Below are 19,051 nucleotides of genomic sequence, written 5' to 3'. Positions count from 1 at the left end.
TGGAACGAGTCCTACATTAAATCCACTTTGTGTTCACGGCCGGGAATTTCCTGCACATAGCGCGGCACGGCGTAGCCAGGCAGCCGGGTTTGCAGCTCGGCGATGATTTGCTGACCGCGCGCAATGGGCACTTCAAAGTGCGCCGCACCGGCCACGCGATCTAGTTGATGCAAGTAATACGGCAACACTCGCAAATTCACTAACTGCTCGCACAGCTGGGTAAGAACATCGGCGCTATCGTTCACGCCGCGCAGCAATACGGCCTGGTTTAGCAGTGGCACACCGGCATCGAGAAGCCGCTCAAGCGCTGCAATCACCGCGGCATCAATTTCATTCGGGTGATTGATATGCACCACCACCATGGGCGTTAAGCGCGTGGCGGTGAGCCAATTCAACAATTCGGCCGTGATCCGTTGGGGAATAACAATGGGCAAGCGTGTGTGCAGGCGAATTCGCCGTAAATGTGGAATTTGCGCCAAGCGGTCGGCAAGCTGCGCCAGTAAAGAATCGACCAGCGTGAGTGGATCGCCGCCGCTGAGAATAACTTCGTGAATGCTATCGTCCGCTTCAATTTGTTCGAAAGCGGGTTGCCAATCGGTAAGTGACCGGGGCGCTTGGGAATAGGGAAAATGCCTGCGGAAGCAATAGCGGCAATGGACGGCGCACGCTCCAGTTGTTACCATCAACACACGCCCGTGATATTTTTGGAGCAGACCGGGCTGAAGCGTTGCGAAAAGATCGCCGACAGGGTCCACGGTAAATCCTGGAACCGTAGCCGTTTCGGGATTCTGGGGCAACACTTGGAGAAGTAGCGGATCGGCCGGATCGCCGTGTCGCATCCGAGCCAAAAACGGCCGAGGCACGAATACCGGAAAGTGTTCGGCTGCCTGAGCCGCTTGGGTTACAAATTCTTCAGACAGCTCCAACAACCGACAAAGCTTACCGGCGTCGCGCACCGCCTCCTTCATGACCTGCTGCCAAGTTGCGGCCGAAGCGGTGCGGACAGCGGAACGAGAAACAAGTGATTTTGAAATCATTCTCGATAACATAACCCGTTTCCATAGAAAATCGAAGTAGGAATTCAACCGTGCCCAGTTACAACACCAGCCAATTTCGCAAGGGTTTGAAGGTTCAGATCGACGGCGATCCGTATCTGATGACCGAATGCAACTTCGTTAAGCCCGGCAAGGGGCAAGCGCTGTACAAATGCAAGCTGAAAAATTTGGTGCGCGGCACGCAGTTGGACCGCACGTACAAAAGCGGTGATTCGCTGGAAGCGGCCGACATTAACGAGATCGAAGGACAATTTTTGTATCGACAAGCTGATCAATTCGTATTCATGGACACCACCAGCTACGAGCAATACGAATTGAGCTCCGAGCAAGTCGATGAAGCCGCCAAGTGGTTGAAGGAAGGCACGAACTGCTCGCTGCTGTTGTTCAACGGCAACCCCATTAGCATTGAAGCGCCCAACCACATGGTGCTGAAAGTGGAGTATTGCGAACCGGCGGTCCGCGGCGACACGGCCACCAAACTGACCAAACCGGTGAAATTAGAAACCGGAGCCGAAGTCATTTGCCCAGCGTTCATCGAGATCGGGGACATGATTAAGGTCGATACCCGGACGGGCGAATACCTGGAACGGGTCAGAACATAACCGCGGCCGGCGAACCGCACCGAATCGTAATGCGCTGATGCAAACTGAGCCAGCGCAGTTACTTCTGCCTTGCTGGCGGCTGCGCTCCATTGATTGCCGGACTTTTTGCGGTTTCTTGGATTGCTTTGCCGCTGCAGACCGTTTATTTTGACGGCGCGTGACGCGCAAGGCGATTGCCCGGGAATTCTGGGGCCGCCGCGCCGATCGGTTCGCTCCGTAATTACTGCATCTAGGAGTTGGCATCATGTGGCTTTCTAAAATTGGCGCTGAACTTTTCCGTGGGCGAACATCTTTAGCAGGTCGCCGGCGCCGGCAGCCGTTTCGATCTCCGCGCGCATTTGAAGCGCTGGAATCGCGGCAAATGCTAACGATTACGAACACGTTTGCGGCGGGAATCTCGTCGTTTACCGGCACCAGCCCGACCGATCTGCTGGAAATTAGCATTGTCGGGACCAATTCGATTTCGTTCGACATTGGCAGCGGCACGGTAACTCAAAACGGCGTAACGCAGGTTGACTTCGGCGGCGCAAGCGGCGCAACTCGATTTATCATTCACGGCCAGAGCAACGCCAGCACCACTTTTACGTTCACGCCGGTTTTTATATTCGACGCGGTGACGACGCCGAACATCCAGTTCGTTTTCGGCGGCGTGCAGAAGTTGTTTGTCGACGGTGGGGCGTCGGGCGATACCTATAATGTCCAGCAAATCGGGACCGAAACGCACATTCTTGGAGGCGTTGGCAACGACACGGTCAATGTTTCTTCCGATGCCGGCGGCAGCCCCGGCAATCAAGGAAATTTGGACCACATCGCGGCGCCGCTGTTTGTCGATTTGGGATTGGGCGCCAACAACACGATGGTCGTCAGCGATTTTAGCGGGGCCACAAACGCCGACAGCAACGTGACGATTGGCGGCGGCGAAATCGATAACTTTGCCGGAATCACCAAAAACGAGCCCATTCAATTTGCCGCCAGCGGCGGAACCTTGGGGCTAACTTTGCAAGGCTCGAACATTTTGGCCAATACGTTCACCGTTTCCTCGCTGGCGGCCAACACTCCGTTGTCGCTGCTGGGGGGCAATAACAATAATGTATTTAATGTCGGTACGGGCGATTTATCTCAAATTGCCTCGCCAGTTACTGTAGTCGGCGGCAGCGGACCAAACGATTTATTGAACATCGACGATTCGGGCCGCAGCACCGCCGTGAATTACTCCGTTACCGGCGAAGTCGACGTCGGCGCCACGAAAATCGTTCAAAGTTATGTCGGCGTGGAGAAGTTGCAATTCAATGGCACGCAAGGCATCAACCATTTTGCCGTCACGCCCAATGCGAATACTGAGATCAGCATCAATGGCGAGGCGCCCACGACCAGCCCGGGCGATACGCTTTCCGTAAATTTGGTGGGCACCACCGGAGCCATGCGAACGACCGGGCCGTCGGGTTCGGGGCAATGGACCTTCGCCGGAAACAATCCCAAGCCCGTGGACTTTACCAACATTGAGCAGTCGGGCATTGAAAGTATTTTGGCGTACGGTGCTGCGGCTTCGAAAACGAGCCAACCGCTGGTGAAAATTGTGGATGCCGCGACCGGTATGCCGACGGGCCTGGCTATGTCGCAAGTCACGGCCTATGCCAGCACGTTCAAAGGGGGAGTGCACGTGGCGCTGGGAGATGTAAACCACGACGGCATTCCCGATTTGATTGTCGCACCGGGCATCGGCCTGGAACCAACGATCAAGGTTTTTAATCTTCTGACCGGAGCGCTGATCGAACAGTTTGATGTTTATTCCGCGAAATTCCGCGGCGGAGTGAATGTGGCGTTGGGCGATCTTAACGGCGACGGCTTGAACGACTTGGTCGTTTCTCCCACGCAGGGGAATGCCGTGATTCAAACGTTTATCAATACCGGCATGGCAGTTCAACCGTTTGGGCCGCTCACGGGGCCGATGCCCGGCGTGGGTTTTCTCAATCCCACCACGCAGTTTTTAGCCTTTAGTCCGAAGTTTTTAGGAGGGGCGAACGTGGTGGTGAACAATGTGCTGCTCACCGGAAGCAGCGCGCAAATTATTGTCGGAAGCGGGCCGGGCATGGCCGCAACCGTGGATATTTTCCCGGGCAATGCCAATGGAAACGTAAAGACCACGTTGGCGCCGCTGACGGCGTTCAATCCCTTTGCGGCGGGTTTTCGAGGCGGGGTGAATGTGGCTTCGATGGGGGCGCTGGTGACCGTTGGCGCGGGAGTGGGAGGGAACTCGGCGCTGCAGGAGTGGACAATTATTCCGATCCCCACGCCCACGGCTTCGCTGGTATTCCAAGTAAGCAGCGTCTTTCCGAATAAGCTAGCTCCGTTGCAGGTTGTGACGAATAGCACCGGCTTTGTGATGGCCCTGACCAACGATGCGCCTGCCAGCCTGAGCCACGTAATTGCCGTGCCGCAATTCTTTGGACCGTTGCAGTTTTACACGCAGTTGCTAGCGGATCCCGACCCGGCATTTAACGGCGGATTTTATTTGGCGCTGGATGTGAATTCTTAATAGGCTGTTTCAAAACTAGGAATCGGGTGGCTGGGGTCGACCGAAGGGAGCCCCCAGCAGCCTATTCACTGGGGGCTCGGCGGCACTCGACCCCAGCCACCCTTGAAGGAAGTCCAGTTTTGAAACAGCCTCTAAGGATGATCGCTGCTCGGCCGTCGCTCGGTGGTGCGTTGATACGGGGGACAGATATTCTCCAGCGTTGGGGAAATACAAATTGCTAGCGTATCCGTAATTGTACGAGCGGAATTTCTGTCTTGACCCAAGGCAAATCATCGGGTACTAAGCCGCTTCCCAGGCTGGATTCCCGGCCCATAGCTTTTCGTGATTTGCGCTGACGGCGGGGTTTTTGCTCGTCTTTTTACCGTACCGATCGCCGCAGTGCCGTTTGTCATTTGAAGCGTAGGTTAATTCGTGAGCTGCTCTCGCCGTTGCCGATTTGCGCTATGCGCCGGTTTCGTACTGGCGTTTTCGGCAGATATTGCGCACGGCCAGCGCGTGCGATTCGAAGGGGCCGCTGATCCTGCGGCAACTGCCGGCGGTAGTTCTTCCGGAAGCAGCTTGCCCGATGGCGCTACGTGGGTGGCGCGGGGGTCGGGGAGTTCGGCGAGCAGTTTTTCGAGCGCGGCTAATTCAGCCAGTTCAGCCACTCCAGCCAGCGCGAGCGTGCCGGCATCCACTACTAGCACACCGCCCGCTTACACAACGTACACTGCCGGCACGCCCATTTACACTACCGGCACGCCCATCTACACAGCCGCGCTTCCTTCCACGACCACGGTGGCTCCAAGTATTCCAGCGCCCGCGGCAACATTGCCGTCGCCCGCGGCAGCCTATGGCGAGAGCCTTGGCCCTCCGCCGCTTTTAAGTTCGTCATCGGCCTGGGATCCTTATCGTGTGGCCCAGCGGCCGGCGATGTTTAGCGGCACCATTACCTCTGCTTCCGGCCAATATATGTTGCCGCAGCCGATGCCCCGGGTGCCGTATTACACGCAGCAGCCCGTTGCCACGACCAGCCAACCTTACGTGGTGGTTCCGGAGGCTGCACCGACTGCAATTCCCGGGGCCACGCCCGGCGCGGTGATTATGCCGGGGCCCACGCCGCCGCCCATGATTTCGTCTCCGGCGGTGCCCACACTCGGTCCGCCGCTGGCCCCGGTCCCGGCCCCAGTTTTTTCCACCAGTTGCTACGCCATTGCCGATGCCATTTTCTTTACGCGCAATGTTCAGGCCGGAAATCAAGCCTTGATTTTGACCAGTAACGTGCCCAATGTCACCGATCCAAACGTGCTGGCCAGCACGGCCGATTTGGGCTTCCAGTTCGAAGTCGGTCCGCGAATTACCCTGGGGCATGAGTTCGACAACTCCTACGCGTTTGAGGCAACTTACTTTGGAATCTTCAACTTTCATGATTCCCTCACTCGGACAGGCATGGGCGATTTGAACTTGCCCGGCGATTTAGCCCTGACCGGCGGCTTGGCGTTCATCGGCGCCGACCAAATCACGGTCACGTACGATTCCGTGGTGAACAATGGGGAACTCAATTTGCTGCGTGGCTACGGCAATATTTCCTGCTTGATTGGGTTTCGTTACTTCGAGTTGGGGGAAAGATTCAGCATTACCGCCATCGATGCGGTCGATGGAACCGGCTTTTACAATTTGAATGCATACAACAATTTGTTCGGCCTGCAAGGAGGCGCTCGAATCCAGCAAAGCTGCGGTAATTGGTCTTACGATCTCACGGGCAAAGCCGGCGTGTACGGCAACGAAATTAGCTCGTCGCAGGTGGTCGTCGATGTTGATCCCAGCAGTCCGTTGCGCGCCGTGCACAATTCAGGAGCGCAAGTGGCCTTCATCGGCGAGTTGGGATTCAACGGAAATTATCAGTTCAGTCCGAACTGGTTCTTACGCGGCGGTTATCAGGTGTTTTGGGTCGATGGAGTGGCGCTGGCGCCCAATCAGTTGGATTTCACCGACACCACCGACAGCGGCACGCGCCTCAACAAAACAGGCAGCTTGTTCATGCAAGGCGCCAATGCCGGTTTGATGGCTCGCTGGTAAGCGGCGTGCCGGTATTCCATTCTCTACGGGCGTGGTACTGCTAGCTGCAAATCGCTGTTTCCGAAACTGCCCGACGCTGATCTTCCGAGTTGGTGCTAGCAACTTGCCGCCAGCCTTCTGCTAGCGGTCAACCAATCCTTCTGATCGTTACAGCTTCACAAAGATTTGACGGCTGGACGGTTTCTAACTGTTGCACCGGCTGTTTGGAATGATCCGGATGCCCGAATCATTCCGAAATTTCCCAATGTAGCTGCGATGCCCATGACGGCGACGTTGGGGAAGGTATATCCCAGCAACGCGGCTGCGAATCCGGGCTGATCGTTCGAGTTTCTGGGGGGAATGAATATGAAACTGCCCTTTTGGGGCGAGCGCTTCGCGATTGCCGGCCTAAGCACGGCCTGCATCGTGCTGGCGTTGTGCGTTGCCCGACAAGCTTCTGCCGACGACGGATTGCAAATTCCGGCGTACGGTCCCGACGTAGTACCGCTGGGTCGCGCAATTGCTGGCCCGGCCAACACCTTGGATTATTCCGATCCGGCCCGCAAGCCGGCGAATTTGAATACAGCGCCCGGTGCGTTTGCCATGCCGGCAAACACCGGCGCGCAACCGCGGCCAGTCATCACGGCGGCACAGCCCAGCCCTGCGGCCGTGCCATTAGCAAACGCGACCGTGGCAAATGCGGGAGTGCCATCGGCAAACGCGGCCGTTCCATTGACAAATGTGGCAGTGCCATCGGCAAGCAATGCCACGACTGCCCCGCCGCAAATGCTGAAATTTCCGTTCTCGTCGGCCGCTAATGCAGCTCCCATCCCCATTGCTTCGGCAAGTTCCGGGACGGCAGCACCAGCGGGCGTGGCTACTTGGTCCACAGCGCCTGCTACGTCCAGTGCGAATGCCATTTCTGGCGGAGGAGCCACAAATTCGGCCGCTCCCGGTATGAGCGCGCCGACAGTCGTTCCCGCGAATTCGCCGCGCGCCGCGGCACACCCAGCGGCTGGCACAACGACTGGAGCACCCACAACGACTGGAACACCGCCGGCCGCTTTTGCACCGGCCACATTGCCGGCCGGCACGGCAACGCTTACCGTGCGACCGATTGATGGTTTCCAGCCAACCCTCGCTCCGACACCGCTGCGCGATGTGCCAGCCGCTGATCCGTCGAAAAAAACTTCATCGGACAGCGCTTCGTTCGATAACACTTCGTCGAGGGCGCCCGCCAAAACATCGGCTACTCAAGCCAAATCGGCTACATCCAGCAGTCCCACAAGCCAACCTCCGGCGAAGCTGAATCCGTGGAGGCCCGTCCAAGCGGCATTCCAAGAGTTGACTGGCTCGAAGTCGAAATCCACCGGCCCAGCGCCCGCCGCCGAAGTTGTAGAGCAGGAATCGAATCCGCCTCCGCAACGGCCCGCCGCTGCGCGCTCGCCGATGGTCATGTCTCCGCGAATTGCCTACGTCCGCGCCGATGGCATGCCGACTTCTTCGCCAACCATGTCGGTCGAAGGGCCGGGCTCTGCCTCGGGCACTTACGCCATGGGCTCGATGCCCGTGACCGACGGCCCGCCGCCAGATGTCGTTTACGGTGGTCCGGGCGGTGCTGGCGGTGGATGCAACTGTGGCGGGGGCTCGCCCGATGGTTCCGATACATGCCGCAGTTGCAGCGGCTGGCAGCATGGCACGTGCAATACGCAAGATCCGAACGGTTCTTGCGTTTTGCAACGGCTGGCTTGCTGCTTGAGCAAACCGTATCCCGATTGCAGTAACGGCTGCATCGATTTCTGCCATAGTTGGATTTTCCACGAAGACGATTGCTGGCTGTTCAGCAATCATAAGTGCCCTGGCCCCGGTTGCGGACCATTTCCCTACGGAAGCTGCCCCAACGATGGCCAGGGGAAAGGCAACGGCTGCGGTTGTGGCTGCGGTGACGGACCGTGCGTGCCTGCGCCCGACGTGTATTTCACCGTGGGTGCCTTGGTGCTGACGCGCGACAACGCCGTGCGGCCGCAAATTCTGGTGCAAAACACCACCACCGGCGACAACTTACTGAGCACAAAAGATCTCGATTTCGACTGGTTTGCTGGCCCGAGCTTTGTGCTCGGTTACCGTCCCACCAAGATGGATGCGTGGGAACTCACGTACTTTGGCTTGCAAGATTTCAATTCGGTGCGGTCGGTATTTGGCGCGGCCGATCTTACCGTTCCTGGCACGTTAGGCACGCTTGGAAACTTCGGGCCGGTTGGCGCGAATCCTGCTCCCAGTGTCATTACCGTCGATTACAACAGCCAAATTGACGATGCGGAATTGAATTACTACTGGCACCACGATTGCGAAAACCTGATGTGGATGGCCGGCTTCCGCTACTTCCAGTTGGATGAAAAGTTCGACTTGGCTTCCACCGTCACGGGGGTCGGCACCAGCGTTTACGATATTCGCACCACCAACAACATGGCTGGCGGCCAAGTGGGCGTGCGACTCAAAACCGAGTGCAGTTTCCTCGAATGGGATATTACCGGCAAAGCCGGCGCGTTTGGCAATTCAGTGGGTCAGGCCCAAACGGTCTTCAACACCGATGGTTCCGCAATCGGGCGTGGCAGCGCCGGCGACCACCAAGGCGTGTGGGCCTTTGTGGGCGACTTGGGCAGCAACGTCAACGTTAACCTGTGCCGCAACTGGTCCGTGATGGGTGGCTACAACCTAATGTGGGTGGATGGCGTCGCGCTGGCGCCCAATCAAATCGATCTCATCGGCACCGGCGCCGGATTGGATCGCAAAGACCATGTGTTCTACCAAGGGGCCCATTTAGCGCTGGGCTGCCGCTGGTAGGCAGGCAGGCGGTTAGTGCACGGCGGCAGGAATCTCCGCTTCAAACACCGGTAAATTTCCGGCGGCATCCAGCGGCAGATCGCGCAGCGGCGTGAGAATTTCTAAATCGCTGCGCGTGCGGGCTTCGGGCAAATACGCGGCCGAGCATTCCACTTCGGCCAAGTGCAGTGTGTTTTTAATCCACAGCATCTTCGCGTTGGCGGGTTCCGTGAGGCCAATGGTCGGCAGGGCCGCATCCAGCAGTTGGCGGTCGGTATCGTAATGCAGCGGATATTTCACCATTCCCAGGTTGCCGCTCGTTAAAATGTTGGTCCACGTGGCGTGCCGGTCGTGCTGCTGGAGCAACCGCGTGGTGCAAAATTCCACCATGCCAATGCCCACCGCATTGCCATGCGAAGCGGGCGTTAAGCTGCGGACAATGATTCGCCGCACTTTGGGGAACTCGCCGTCGCCGGCCTTATTAGCGCTTTGCTTGCGGCCGACCACGTTGGTGTCGATGCCGGCCCCGCTGATGTTTTTTCCCATTTCGTCAATGATCAAAATATCGACCAGGCGAAACGGCAATCGCGGCATCCACGCTTTGGCCAGCACCAGCAGTTGTTTTTCGCGATGTTCGATTTCCTGCGGGGCAATGGCTTCGATCAGCGCCGTTTCGTCATAGGCGTTTTCGACAATCGCCACGCCGGCGGCAATTCGGCAGCGCTGCAGCACCTGGGCGGCCACGCTGCGAACAATTTGCGCGAAGCTGTAATCTTGAAACGCGCGATGATAAATTTTCGCGCCGTTGTGCTTGCCCAGCCCCAACAGCATCATTTTCATCAGCCCGCTTTCAATGTCGCCGGTGAAATCGGTGTGCGGCTTGATGCGCCCGCACAGGATGACATGATCTGCCTGGCAAGCGTGCCGATCAACGTGCACCGGAAACCCTTCGGCCGCTTGACCTACAATTTCCGTCGCCATGCTGGCGCGAATGGGGCAGCCGCAAAACTCCTCGGTAATGCCGTAATCTTTCAGCAGCTGCAATTGACCTTGGGCCGTGCCGCCCCCGTGGCTTCCCATGGCAGGCACAATGAAGGGGCTAGCGCCAATGCTCTTCAAATGTTGGCTGATCGCCCGAATGATGTGCGCAATGTTGGCAATCCCGCGGCTGCCGGCGGTGATGGCCACGCTTTGCCGCGGCCTGATTTTTTCCGCCAGGTTTAGCCGTGCCAATTGCCGCTGCACTTCGCCGGCAACGTCGGCGACGTGTGGCCGCTCGAATTTCTGACGCAGGCGGAAGAATTGCGGATAGCTGGTCATGCTGCCCTGCGACTGCACGGAATGTTGTGGGCCTGAGCGGATGAGTAACAGTAGATTCATCCATCATATCTGCCCATTGGCCGCCCGGTCGAGAAGCCAGCCGGCCGTCAGTCGTGAGGACCATTTCCACATCGCCCGACTGTGTCAGTCGGGAGTGAACGGCCGGTGTCGCGGAGACCCATTTGCACATAGCTCGACTGTATCAGTCGGGGGCGAGCGGTGGGTCGCGGGCACCGCAGGCCGGAAGGCTTACTCCGGCTGGTTGTTTTCGCTATCCGGCCTTGGTTTCTGGCGACTATGCAACGCTAGCTTGTGGGTATCGGTCACGGGCACGATGTAGTCGTTGGTTACCAATCCGCGACCATCCTGCCGTGCATATAGACGACCGTTAGAAATTTGCACAGTGAATGCGCGCACCGCAACAATAGGCAAAATATCGACTACATCGTTGTCCGACGTAGCCCCTAACGGCATGACCGCTACCTCGCGGCCAGCCTCCAGAGAATAAATAGGCTGTCCCTGATCCACGATTCAATCCCTCCGCGCTGGCAGTCAAACAACCAGCGCGGTCGCTAACTATTCAGCGATAATCCCTTATCGCTCGAAAAAAAAGATGTTTTGGGCCCGCGTTTCAATGTGTGCAATTAATGCGCCAGCAATTGCGTTCCTGGGTTTCAATCTGCAGCACACCCTTTTATGAAAATTTAATGGACAAACTTGGGTGGGCGGTGATGAATTGGCCCGAAATGCTGAAAACCCCGAGTTTTAAGCGGTCCGATTCATCTGGCAGGAGGAGGCGAAAACCTTTAGAATTCGCGGCCATTTTCGATGCATGATGCATTGGCGCGGGCTCCCGAGGACAATGGCGAGCCCATTACGGATTGGTTGGATTTGGCCATGGAGGGCCAGTCGATGGCTAGCGTTTCGCAACGACGCACTCGCCGGCAGGCAACGTATGATCCTGCGCGCGCCCGCGCTTATCAGGCTCCCAAAAAGCGGCGCTGGCTGAAACGGCTCGTGCTGGCAGTGGCGCTGTTGGTCATTTTGGTGCTGGTTTTGCCCACGATCATTGCCTGTACCCCGCTGCGCGATGCCCCGCTGCGGTTGGCCCTGCGGAATATGCACGGCACAGTGCAAGCCGGGGGCGCTTCGCTCTCCTGGTTTGCGCCGCTGGAATACACGAACATCGAAATCCGCAACGAGCGCGGCGAAGTGGTTTTATCGTTGGCGAAAGTGGCCAGCGATAAATCGCTGTTCGGTCTGCTTTCCAACCTGAACGATTTGGGCACGTTCCGCATTGAACAGCCGCAAGCAAATTTGGCCCTGCGTCCCGACGGGAGCAATTTGGAAGATTTGTTCGCCACGCGCGCCGATCATCCTGCGGCATTTCCCGAGCCGGAAACTCAACCAGCCCCAGCCAGCGGACCGCACCGCTTGCCGGCCATTACGGCGGAAATTATCGACGGCACGCTGAACGTGCTGGACGCTTCGAACGGCCAAAAGTGGCTGGTCGAAAAGTTCAACCTGCACGCGCGCATGTCGCCGGAAAGCAGCCTGCCGGTGGAGCTGACGGTTGCGGCGCAAGTGCCTGTTGAGGGGCGCACCGCCCAAGTGGCCGTCAGCAGCGCGCCGGCGGCCAGCGGCGGCTGCGACCACTTCGAAGCCAAAATTGACGCGCTGCCGCTGGCCATGTTTCGCGGCCTGGCCGAACGCATTACTCCAGGCGTTCAACTGAGCGGAAACCTATCGACCAACTTGCGCTTGGACGGCGTCGGCAATACTCTCAATCCGAATTTGTCGCCGGCCGATCGGGCAGCCGCCCCCATTCAAATTTCCGGCAATGTCGCCTTGGAGAACGTCGCCGCCACCGGCGGCCCGCTGGGGAGCGATCGCTTGCGGCTGGCCCGGGTAGACCTGCCCTGTAAGCTGACCGTGAAAGATCGGCAAATTGACATCGCGCAACTGGGAATCAATTCAGAAATTGGCCAATTGAACGTGACCGGCGGGTTTGCACTGCCGGCGGCAACTCAGCCCGAAACGGCGGCCGATTTGGCACGCTTGCCGTTAGCGATCGATGGCCAACTGGATGTGGCGAAATTGGCCGCCATGTTGCCTGGCACGCTGCATGTACGTCCCGGCACACAAATTACATCGGGCCAAGTAAAACTTGCGCTGGCCAGCAAGCCGGAAAGCGCCGGCCAAACGTGGAGCGGGCAATTGGTGGCCAGCGATTTAGCGGCCGAGTATGGGGGGCGACGTGTCACCTGGGATCAGCCCATTCAATTGCAGCTAACGGTTCACAACCAGGCGAGCAATTACACCATTGACGCCCTGAATTGCACGTCCAGTTTTTTGACATTCAGCGGGCAGGGTTCGCTGGATCAATTTCAGGCGGAAGCCCAGTGCGATTTAGATCGGCTGATGAACGAGCTGGCGCAGTTTATCGATCTTGGTCAGCTAAAGTTGGCCGGCAAAGGCGATGCTCACTTGCACTGGTCGCACGGCGCAAGCGGCGAATTCCAAGCCAGCAGCGACGTGCGCTTGCAGGGCTTGCAAATTGCCGTGCCTGGCAACCCGGTGTGGCAGGAAGATGCCGTGGCGGCCTCGGCGACGGCCGCCGGCAGCATCGACAACTTAACCTTGGCCGCGCTGAGCGGCGCGAAATTGAGGCGGCTCGATGCGGCTCAATTCAACGCTACCGTAGATAACACCGCGGCCAACACGCACGAGCAAATTGAAGCCAAATTACTGCCGGGGCAGAATGGGCTTTCGGGCGATAATCGCTGGCCGGTGGAAATTCAAATGCAGGGACAATTGGGCCGCTGGTGGCCGCGCGTGGCCGGCTGGTTGGGAATGCAAGATCTGGATTTAAGCGGCGCCGCCACGCTGGCCGTGAACAGCACCTACTCCAGCCAAGGGTTAGAAATTCAGCAGGCCAAGGCCACGGTGAGCGGCTTGCACGCCTGGGGTTGGAACAGCCTGTTCATCGACGAGCCGACCGTGCAGTTGGAAGCGGCAGGCGGTTACGATTTTAGCCGCCATCAACTTTCGCTGGCCCGCACCACGTTGCTCACCAGCACCATTTCGCTGCAAACCGAGGCCGCAACCGTTTCGCTGGGAGGCGGCGGGCCGCTGGTGGCGCAAGGCAATTTATCGTGCCGGGCCGATTTGAATCGCCTTTCGCGCTGGATTTGCGATCCGCGCGTGCCGCCGAAATATGCATTTACTGGGTTGCTTGTTGGCAGTGCGGCGGTCGATCGGAACGGCTCGGCCATCAACGGCAAGCTGGGGGCCACCGTCGAGCAATTTGCCGTGTATGTTGTTGGTGCGCCCGAAGCTGCGCCGCGCAATGGATTGCGCGATGCCGCCGCCGGCCCTGCGCCGCAACTGGTGTGGCAGGAGAACCAATTGACGCTGGGTGCGTCAGGCGGCTTCGACAGCGCGGCCGATGCCATGCAATTGACGGCGCTCGATATTGGCTCGCAGGCGCTGGCTTTGCACGCGGCCGGAAAAATCGACGCGCTCAGCAGTCAGCAAAATCTCAATTTGGCAGGCAAAATGGATTACGACTGGAACGCACTGGGCCCGCTCTTGCGGCCGTACTTGGGAGACCGCGTCGCCTTTGCCGGGCGGGAATCCAGAAACTTTTCGGTCCGTGGCGCCCTGGGCGTGAAAGATAAAAAAGTAATGCTGGCCAGTGCCGCGGTTCCCAGCGGCGCCGCCAGTGCAACCGCCGGCTCCGATCCGTTTGCGTGCTTGAAGGGACTTACCGCCGATGTCTCGCTCGGTTGGACACAGGCCCAACTGTACGGCATGCAAACCGGGCCGATCGATGTGAATGCTCATTTAGAAAACGGCAGCGTCGAATTGAAGCCCATCGAAGCCATTCTCACCGGTCAAAACAGCTCCGGCCAATTGAGCATCGCTCCGCTCATCCATTTGTCGCCTGGGCCGCCGGAAGTCGTGCTGGGCAAAGGCACCATTTTGAGCAACGTGCAATTTTCCGAAGCGGTGAGCAAAAGCTGGATTAAATTCATCGCCCCCATGGTGTCCGATTCAGCCCGCACCGAAGGTTCATTTTCGGTCGAGTTGGACGGCGCGCATGTGCCGCTAACGAATCCTGAAAAAGCCGACATTGGCGGACGGCTGGTTGTGAAAAACATGAGCGTAACTCCCGGTCCGCTGTTCCGCCCGTTTGCAATGATTGGCCAGCAAGTGGAAGCGTTGGTCAAAGGCCGCTTGCCCACTATGGGTCTGGGCAGCGAAACGGCGCTCTTGAAAATTGACGATCAGAAAGTCGATTTCCATTTGGTCGACGGCCGCATGTACCATCAAGGGCTCTCGATGCAAGTTGGGCAAGTGACCATTCGCACGCGCGGCTGGGTAGGGCTCGACGAATCGGTGAATATCATTGCCGAAATTCCGCTGAAGGAAGAATGGACCCGCCAACGCAATAGCCCGTTGGCCTCGCTCAACGAGCCGATGATTCGCATTCCCATTGTCGGCAATTTGAAGGATCCCAAGTTCGACACGCGCGTAACCGCCAAGCTGCTGGAAGCGATTCCACGGGCGACCGTCGAAAACGGATTGAACAACGTGCTCGATCACATCTTGCCGCAGCGCTAGCGGCCTTATAAATCCACAAAGCCGGCGATGGCATCGCCGGCCGGAACTGCTAACCATCGCGCCACCGGCCATGCCAGACGCCACGCACCGGGCATGCCATGCCCGGCTATATGCTGCAAGTGCGCCGGGCGGTTGACGAAGCGCCGGGAATGGTTCACGATGGGGGCGCGCCAAAGGCGCTTGAGGATCTTCCTTTTCTTTGACCCATGGTTGGGCCGGCGCAGATTATGAAGCTGCATCTGTTGGGAACCGCCGGCTATCATCCCACAGAAAAGCGCCATACCGCCTGCTTGATGCTGCCGGAGCAGGGTATTGTGCTCGATGCCGGCACCGCCATGTTTCGCGTGCGGAAGCATTTAATTACGCCGCACTTGGATATTTATTTAACGCACGCCCATTTGGATCACGTGGCGGGCCTGACGTTTTTGTTCGACGTGCTGGCCGAAAAGCAAATGGAACGGGTGACCATTCATGCCCTGCCTGAGAAACTGGCGGCGATCAGCGACCATTTACTGGCCGAGCAGATTTTTCCCGTCAAGTTGCCCTACGAAATGCGGCCGTTGGTGCAGGATGCGCCGCTGGCTGGCGACGGCAAGCTGCGGCATTTTCCGCTGGCGCATCCGGGCGGATCGCTGGGCCTGCGCTTGGATTGGCCCGAGCATTCGCTGGCCTATGTAACCGATACCAACACGCCCGGGGCGTGTGCCTCGTACATCGATGAAATTCGCGGCGTCGATTTGCTGGTTCACGAGTGTTATTATTCCGACGGCATGGAAAAAATGGCCCAACTCACGGGCCACAGCTGCGCCACGCCGGTGGCCCAGGCGGCGAAGGCCGCGCGCGTGGGGCGCTTGCTGCTGGTGCACATGAATCCGCTTAGCGAAGAGGACGATCCAATCGGCATGCCCAAAATTGTGGATATTTTTCCCGAAGCCGATATCGCCGAGGACGGCATGGAAGTGGAGTTTTAAGCCAGCTTGCCCCGGAGAGGAGTTGGGCTAAACGCCGTGCCGAACGGGCTTAGTCCAGCCAATCTTCTTCGTTCAACCGCTCGGGCACATAAGTTTCGGTGACGTAGCTGATGTCTTTGGAGATCAGCGACTCCACTTCCAGCTTGAAGCCGTTTTTGAGCATCCGTTCAATTTCCTTCTGCCACTGCTTTTTGGAGGCGAACCAAGGATAGCTGGCGATTTGCTTGGCGCGTTTAATGTCGGAATCGTTGAGCGTAATTTTTACGCTGTTGGACAGGTGGCAGCGCTCGAAATCAATGCTGCGCAGTCCGATGAATTTGACATCCGGGATGGCCATCCGCTTGCTTTCGTAGGCCAGGTTGATGGAGCCCTGCTTCAATACGCTGTAAATGTAATAGCCCCAGGGATCGTTATCCAGCAAGCAATAAATAGGCAGCTTCAACTCCTGGTGCATGCGGCACAGCAGCCGCCGCACTCCGCGCGTGGGCTGCCCGGCGCCGTGCGTGAGAATGCACTTGTGCTTGCGCCAGAATTTATCTTCGTTGAAGCGCTGCCAAACGGTGTCTTTTTCCACGTGCAGAATGAATTTGGCGTCGCACTTTTTGAATTCAATGCGTTCCGGCTCCACAATGGAGGGAATGCCGTAGCCGCCGGAGCCCATGCGGGTGCAATCGATTTCGTCGCCGCTGTCGACCAGCGTAATGGGGCCCACCATGTCGCCGCGCTTTTGAGCGTATAAGTGCAGTTCTTCGCGCAGGCTGTTGAGCGTGACTTCCAAATCTTCGATCACCGGATCGCATTCGTTCTGATCGGAAAAAGTTTCTTCCTTGGTGCCTTCGATGGTGTGCTTGAGGAGGTAGAACATGCCTCGCAAACTGGTGGTTTTGGTTTGTTCAATCAGGCGCTTGCAGCCGCTGGCGACCAGCATGGTTTGCATGTAACTTTTGGCCTGCGACAGATTGAACAATTGCCGGCGGTTTTTGGCGCTGCCCATTTCGATGAACCGTTTGACCCGGTTGTACTTGACGTTCGATAAGTTCCGGGCCGGAATATCCAGAAATGGATCGCGTTTTTTTTCCGCGGCGGCCACCACGTTGTTGGCCATGTCTTTGAGCACGCCCAGCGTTTTTTTATCACGGGGCGTGAGTTTGGCTGGATCGGCTTGGGCGGAACCGTTGGAATCAGATTTGCGGGAACGTTTGGCCATGGTGGCGGTGAGCGGGTAATGGGGTGATGGGGTGATGGGGTGATGGGGTGATGGGGTGAGCGGGTGATGGGGTGAGTGGGTGATGGGGTGAGTGGGTGATGGGCGAAGGAATGTTTAGCCGCGACGCGCGAGCGGAGCGCTGCCGGGCTTTTCGCTAGTGATTGCCGCAGCGGCCGGCACATTTGCGGCTGCCGTAAGCGGCGCGTGGTTTTCGATAATCAGCACGCTGCCGCCGTAATCTTCGGCGTCGGATTCTTCCACGGGTTTGCCGTTTTCTCCGAGCACGACATCTGCTTCGGCGGTTTTCTTTTTTGCCACGGCCAGCAGCTTTTCGTATAACGATTTCACATTCGTGCGATTGATTTCGCCCACGGCGCTGGCTACTTCGCCCAGGTAACGGAGGAAGATGTTGCGGCGTTCCCCTTCTTGCTTCACGCGGATGCGGCGGCGCAGGTACATGCCCAATTTGCGTCCCACGGCCTGCAGGGCGAGCCGAAGTTCTTTTTGAATTTCCGGATAGCCGGCGATGGCTTCCTTCGATTCGCTGGTGAAGGGAACCCACACGCTGGCCATGTGCACCATGATGGTGATCGGCCCGCTGGGGAGCGAATTGCGCGATTGCTGCAGGCCATAGCTGCGCCAATTGGTACTCATGATGGTTTGCGTAATGGCGCAAGCGGCGTGCTGAAATTGCAGCGGCACGCGGTTGGCATAACGCAGGACGGTCATGGTTTGTCCGTCTTCCAAATTCACGTTGTGCATGGCGGCATGGAGGGCGGCCTTTTCTTCCTTCTTTAGCCGGCTCGGTGATTGCCGCGTGCCCAGCTTCGATTCTTCCAGAATTTTATCGGCCGCCTGGCTTCCCAAGCCGGCGAACGTGCTGACGAGAAACTGCCGCAGGGTGCGGGCATCGCTTTGGGAGAGCAATTCCGCCAGCACTTCCAACGACACACGCTGGCCAATTGGCGCGCCGCCATAGGCCACGGCGGCTTCGATTAAAAACGGATTGCCCCGGTATACCGACGGCGGCCGGGTGGCTGCGGCGTAAAATTCGCCCGGAACCACCTGATGCAGGCCTTTCAGCAGCAGCGCTTCGCCAATGGGCGAGATGCAATCGGTCGAGGGGGACGAGATTTTCGTTTGCTGAACGGCCTGATAAATGGCATCGGCCTCATGCCGACCAATGCGATGCACATTGGCCCGCGTGCTCAACTTCGCCGTTTCGCAAATTTTTCGGGCCACGCTCGGGCTGACACGTGAAAAGTTTTGCGTCAAAAATTGCGAAATGGTGCAGACCGGCGCGTCTTTCATCATCGTGATCAGCCGGCCCAATTCCACGCCATAAGGATGGGGCTTGATTTCCTTCGGCTCCGGCGGCAAGTGATGCGTAGAGCGCTCGAATAATCGCTCGTTCGTTTCGGAATCTTGGTAGTGCAGCCGCAAGTGCGGATTGGCGATGGCGGTTTGCTCCAGGTATTCCTCCACACTGCCGCGACCGCGCTTGTAGGCGCCTTCCAGCTCGATGGTGACGCGCGTGCCGTGGGCCACTTCTTTGTCGCCATCGTGCACGGCAACCCATTCGATGCCGTGCTTTTCGATCAATGCTTTGCCCCGCTCGCCGGCGGGAATGTCGACCCCTTCGCCACGGCCGTTCAAGATTTCCGGCTTGTTGTTTTTGGTGTTGATTTGAATTTCGTAATAATGCGATGGCGATTTTTTCGAAATTTTGGAAATGATTTTCACCGGCTTGCCCGTGGTCAGCACGCCGTACATGCCGGCGGCGCTAATGCCAATGCCTTGCTGGCCACGACTCATCCGCAGGCGATGAAATTTCGAGCCGTACAGCAGCTTGCCAAAGATCAACGGAATTTGCT

The 19,051-nt window shown here is 58.0% G+C and carries 11 protein-coding genes; 6 read left to right on the top strand and 5 right to left on the bottom strand.

Going from position 1 to position 19,051, the window contains the following annotated elements; genetic code table 11:
- Nucleotides 1–11: 11 nt before the first annotated feature.
- The gene (epmB, locus tag VFE46_00560; GenBank protein ID HZZ26466.1) at nt 12–1,049 is read right to left on the bottom strand and encodes an EF-P beta-lysylation protein EpmB; all 1,038 of its coding nucleotides are present in this window, start codon (nt 1,047–1,049) and stop codon (nt 12–14) included.
- Between the two features lie 38 nt (nt 1,050–1,087).
- Here epmB and efp point away from each other — a divergent pair, with 38 nt between their 5' ends.
- The 4 genes from efp to VFE46_00540 all read left to right on the top strand — a co-directional run bounded on the left by efp (nt 1,088) and on the right by VFE46_00540 (nt 9,074).
- The gene (efp, locus tag VFE46_00555) at nt 1,088–1,657 is read left to right on the top strand and encodes an elongation factor P (GenBank protein ID HZZ26465.1); all 570 of its coding nucleotides are present in this window, start codon (nt 1,088–1,090) and stop codon (nt 1,655–1,657) included.
- A 244-nt stretch (nt 1,658–1,901) separates the two neighbouring features.
- Nucleotides 1,902–4,193, top strand: a complete 2,292-nt coding sequence (locus tag VFE46_00550) for a VCBS repeat-containing protein (protein HZZ26464.1) — start codon at nt 1,902–1,904, stop codon at nt 4,191–4,193.
- Nucleotides 4,194–4,604: 411 nt separating this feature from the next.
- Nucleotides 4,605–6,251, top strand: coding sequence for a BBP7 family outer membrane beta-barrel protein (locus VFE46_00545; protein ID HZZ26463.1), 1,647 nt, complete (start codon nt 4,605–4,607; stop codon nt 6,249–6,251).
- A gap of 345 nt (nt 6,252–6,596) precedes the next feature.
- The gene (locus VFE46_00540; protein HZZ26462.1) at nt 6,597–9,074 is read left to right on the top strand and encodes a BBP7 family outer membrane beta-barrel protein; all 2,478 of its coding nucleotides are present in this window, start codon (nt 6,597–6,599) and stop codon (nt 9,072–9,074) included.
- 12 nt (nt 9,075–9,086) lie between these two features.
- On the opposite strand, the gene VFE46_00535 is transcribed toward VFE46_00540, so the two are convergent.
- Nucleotides 9,087–10,373: a lactate racemase domain-containing protein gene (locus VFE46_00535; GenBank protein ID HZZ26461.1), complete on the bottom strand. Its 1,287-nt coding sequence runs from the start codon at nt 10,371–10,373 to the stop codon at nt 9,087–9,089.
- A gap of 249 nt (nt 10,374–10,622) precedes the next feature.
- Nucleotides 10,623–10,901 carry a hypothetical protein gene (locus VFE46_00530; protein ID HZZ26460.1) on the bottom strand — a complete coding sequence of 93 codons (279 nt, stop codon included), beginning with the start codon at nt 10,899–10,901 and terminating at the stop codon, nt 10,623–10,625.
- Between the two features lie 300 nt (nt 10,902–11,201).
- Here VFE46_00530 and VFE46_00525 point away from each other — a divergent pair, with 300 nt between their 5' ends.
- Together VFE46_00525 and VFE46_00520 are read left to right on the top strand one after the other, a co-directional pair.
- Nucleotides 11,202–14,999, top strand: a complete 3,798-nt coding sequence (locus VFE46_00525) for a hypothetical protein (protein ID HZZ26459.1) — start codon at nt 11,202–11,204, stop codon at nt 14,997–14,999.
- A 227-nt stretch (nt 15,000–15,226) separates the two neighbouring features.
- The gene (locus VFE46_00520) at nt 15,227–15,970 is read left to right on the top strand and encodes an MBL fold metallo-hydrolase (GenBank protein HZZ26458.1); all 744 of its coding nucleotides are present in this window, start codon (nt 15,227–15,229) and stop codon (nt 15,968–15,970) included.
- A 49-nt stretch (nt 15,971–16,019) separates the two neighbouring features.
- On the opposite strand, the gene VFE46_00515 is transcribed toward VFE46_00520, so the two are convergent.
- Complete coding sequence (locus VFE46_00515) at nt 16,020–17,177, bottom strand: DNA topoisomerase IV subunit A (GenBank protein ID HZZ26457.1); 1,158 nt, start codon at nt 17,175–17,177, stop codon at nt 16,020–16,022.
- 114 nt (nt 17,178–17,291) lie between these two features.
- A partial coding sequence (locus VFE46_00510; GenBank protein HZZ26456.1) for a DNA topoisomerase VI subunit B occupies nt 17,292–19,051 on the bottom strand: 1,760 nt, incomplete at its 5' end.

It is taken from the genome of Pirellulales bacterium, from assembly GCA_035656635.1.
Classification (GTDB): domain Bacteria; phylum Planctomycetota; class Planctomycetia; order Pirellulales; family JADZDJ01; genus DATJYL01.
Note: the sequence above shows the minus strand (reverse complement) of the source record. Positions and strands in the feature narration are given on the sequence as shown.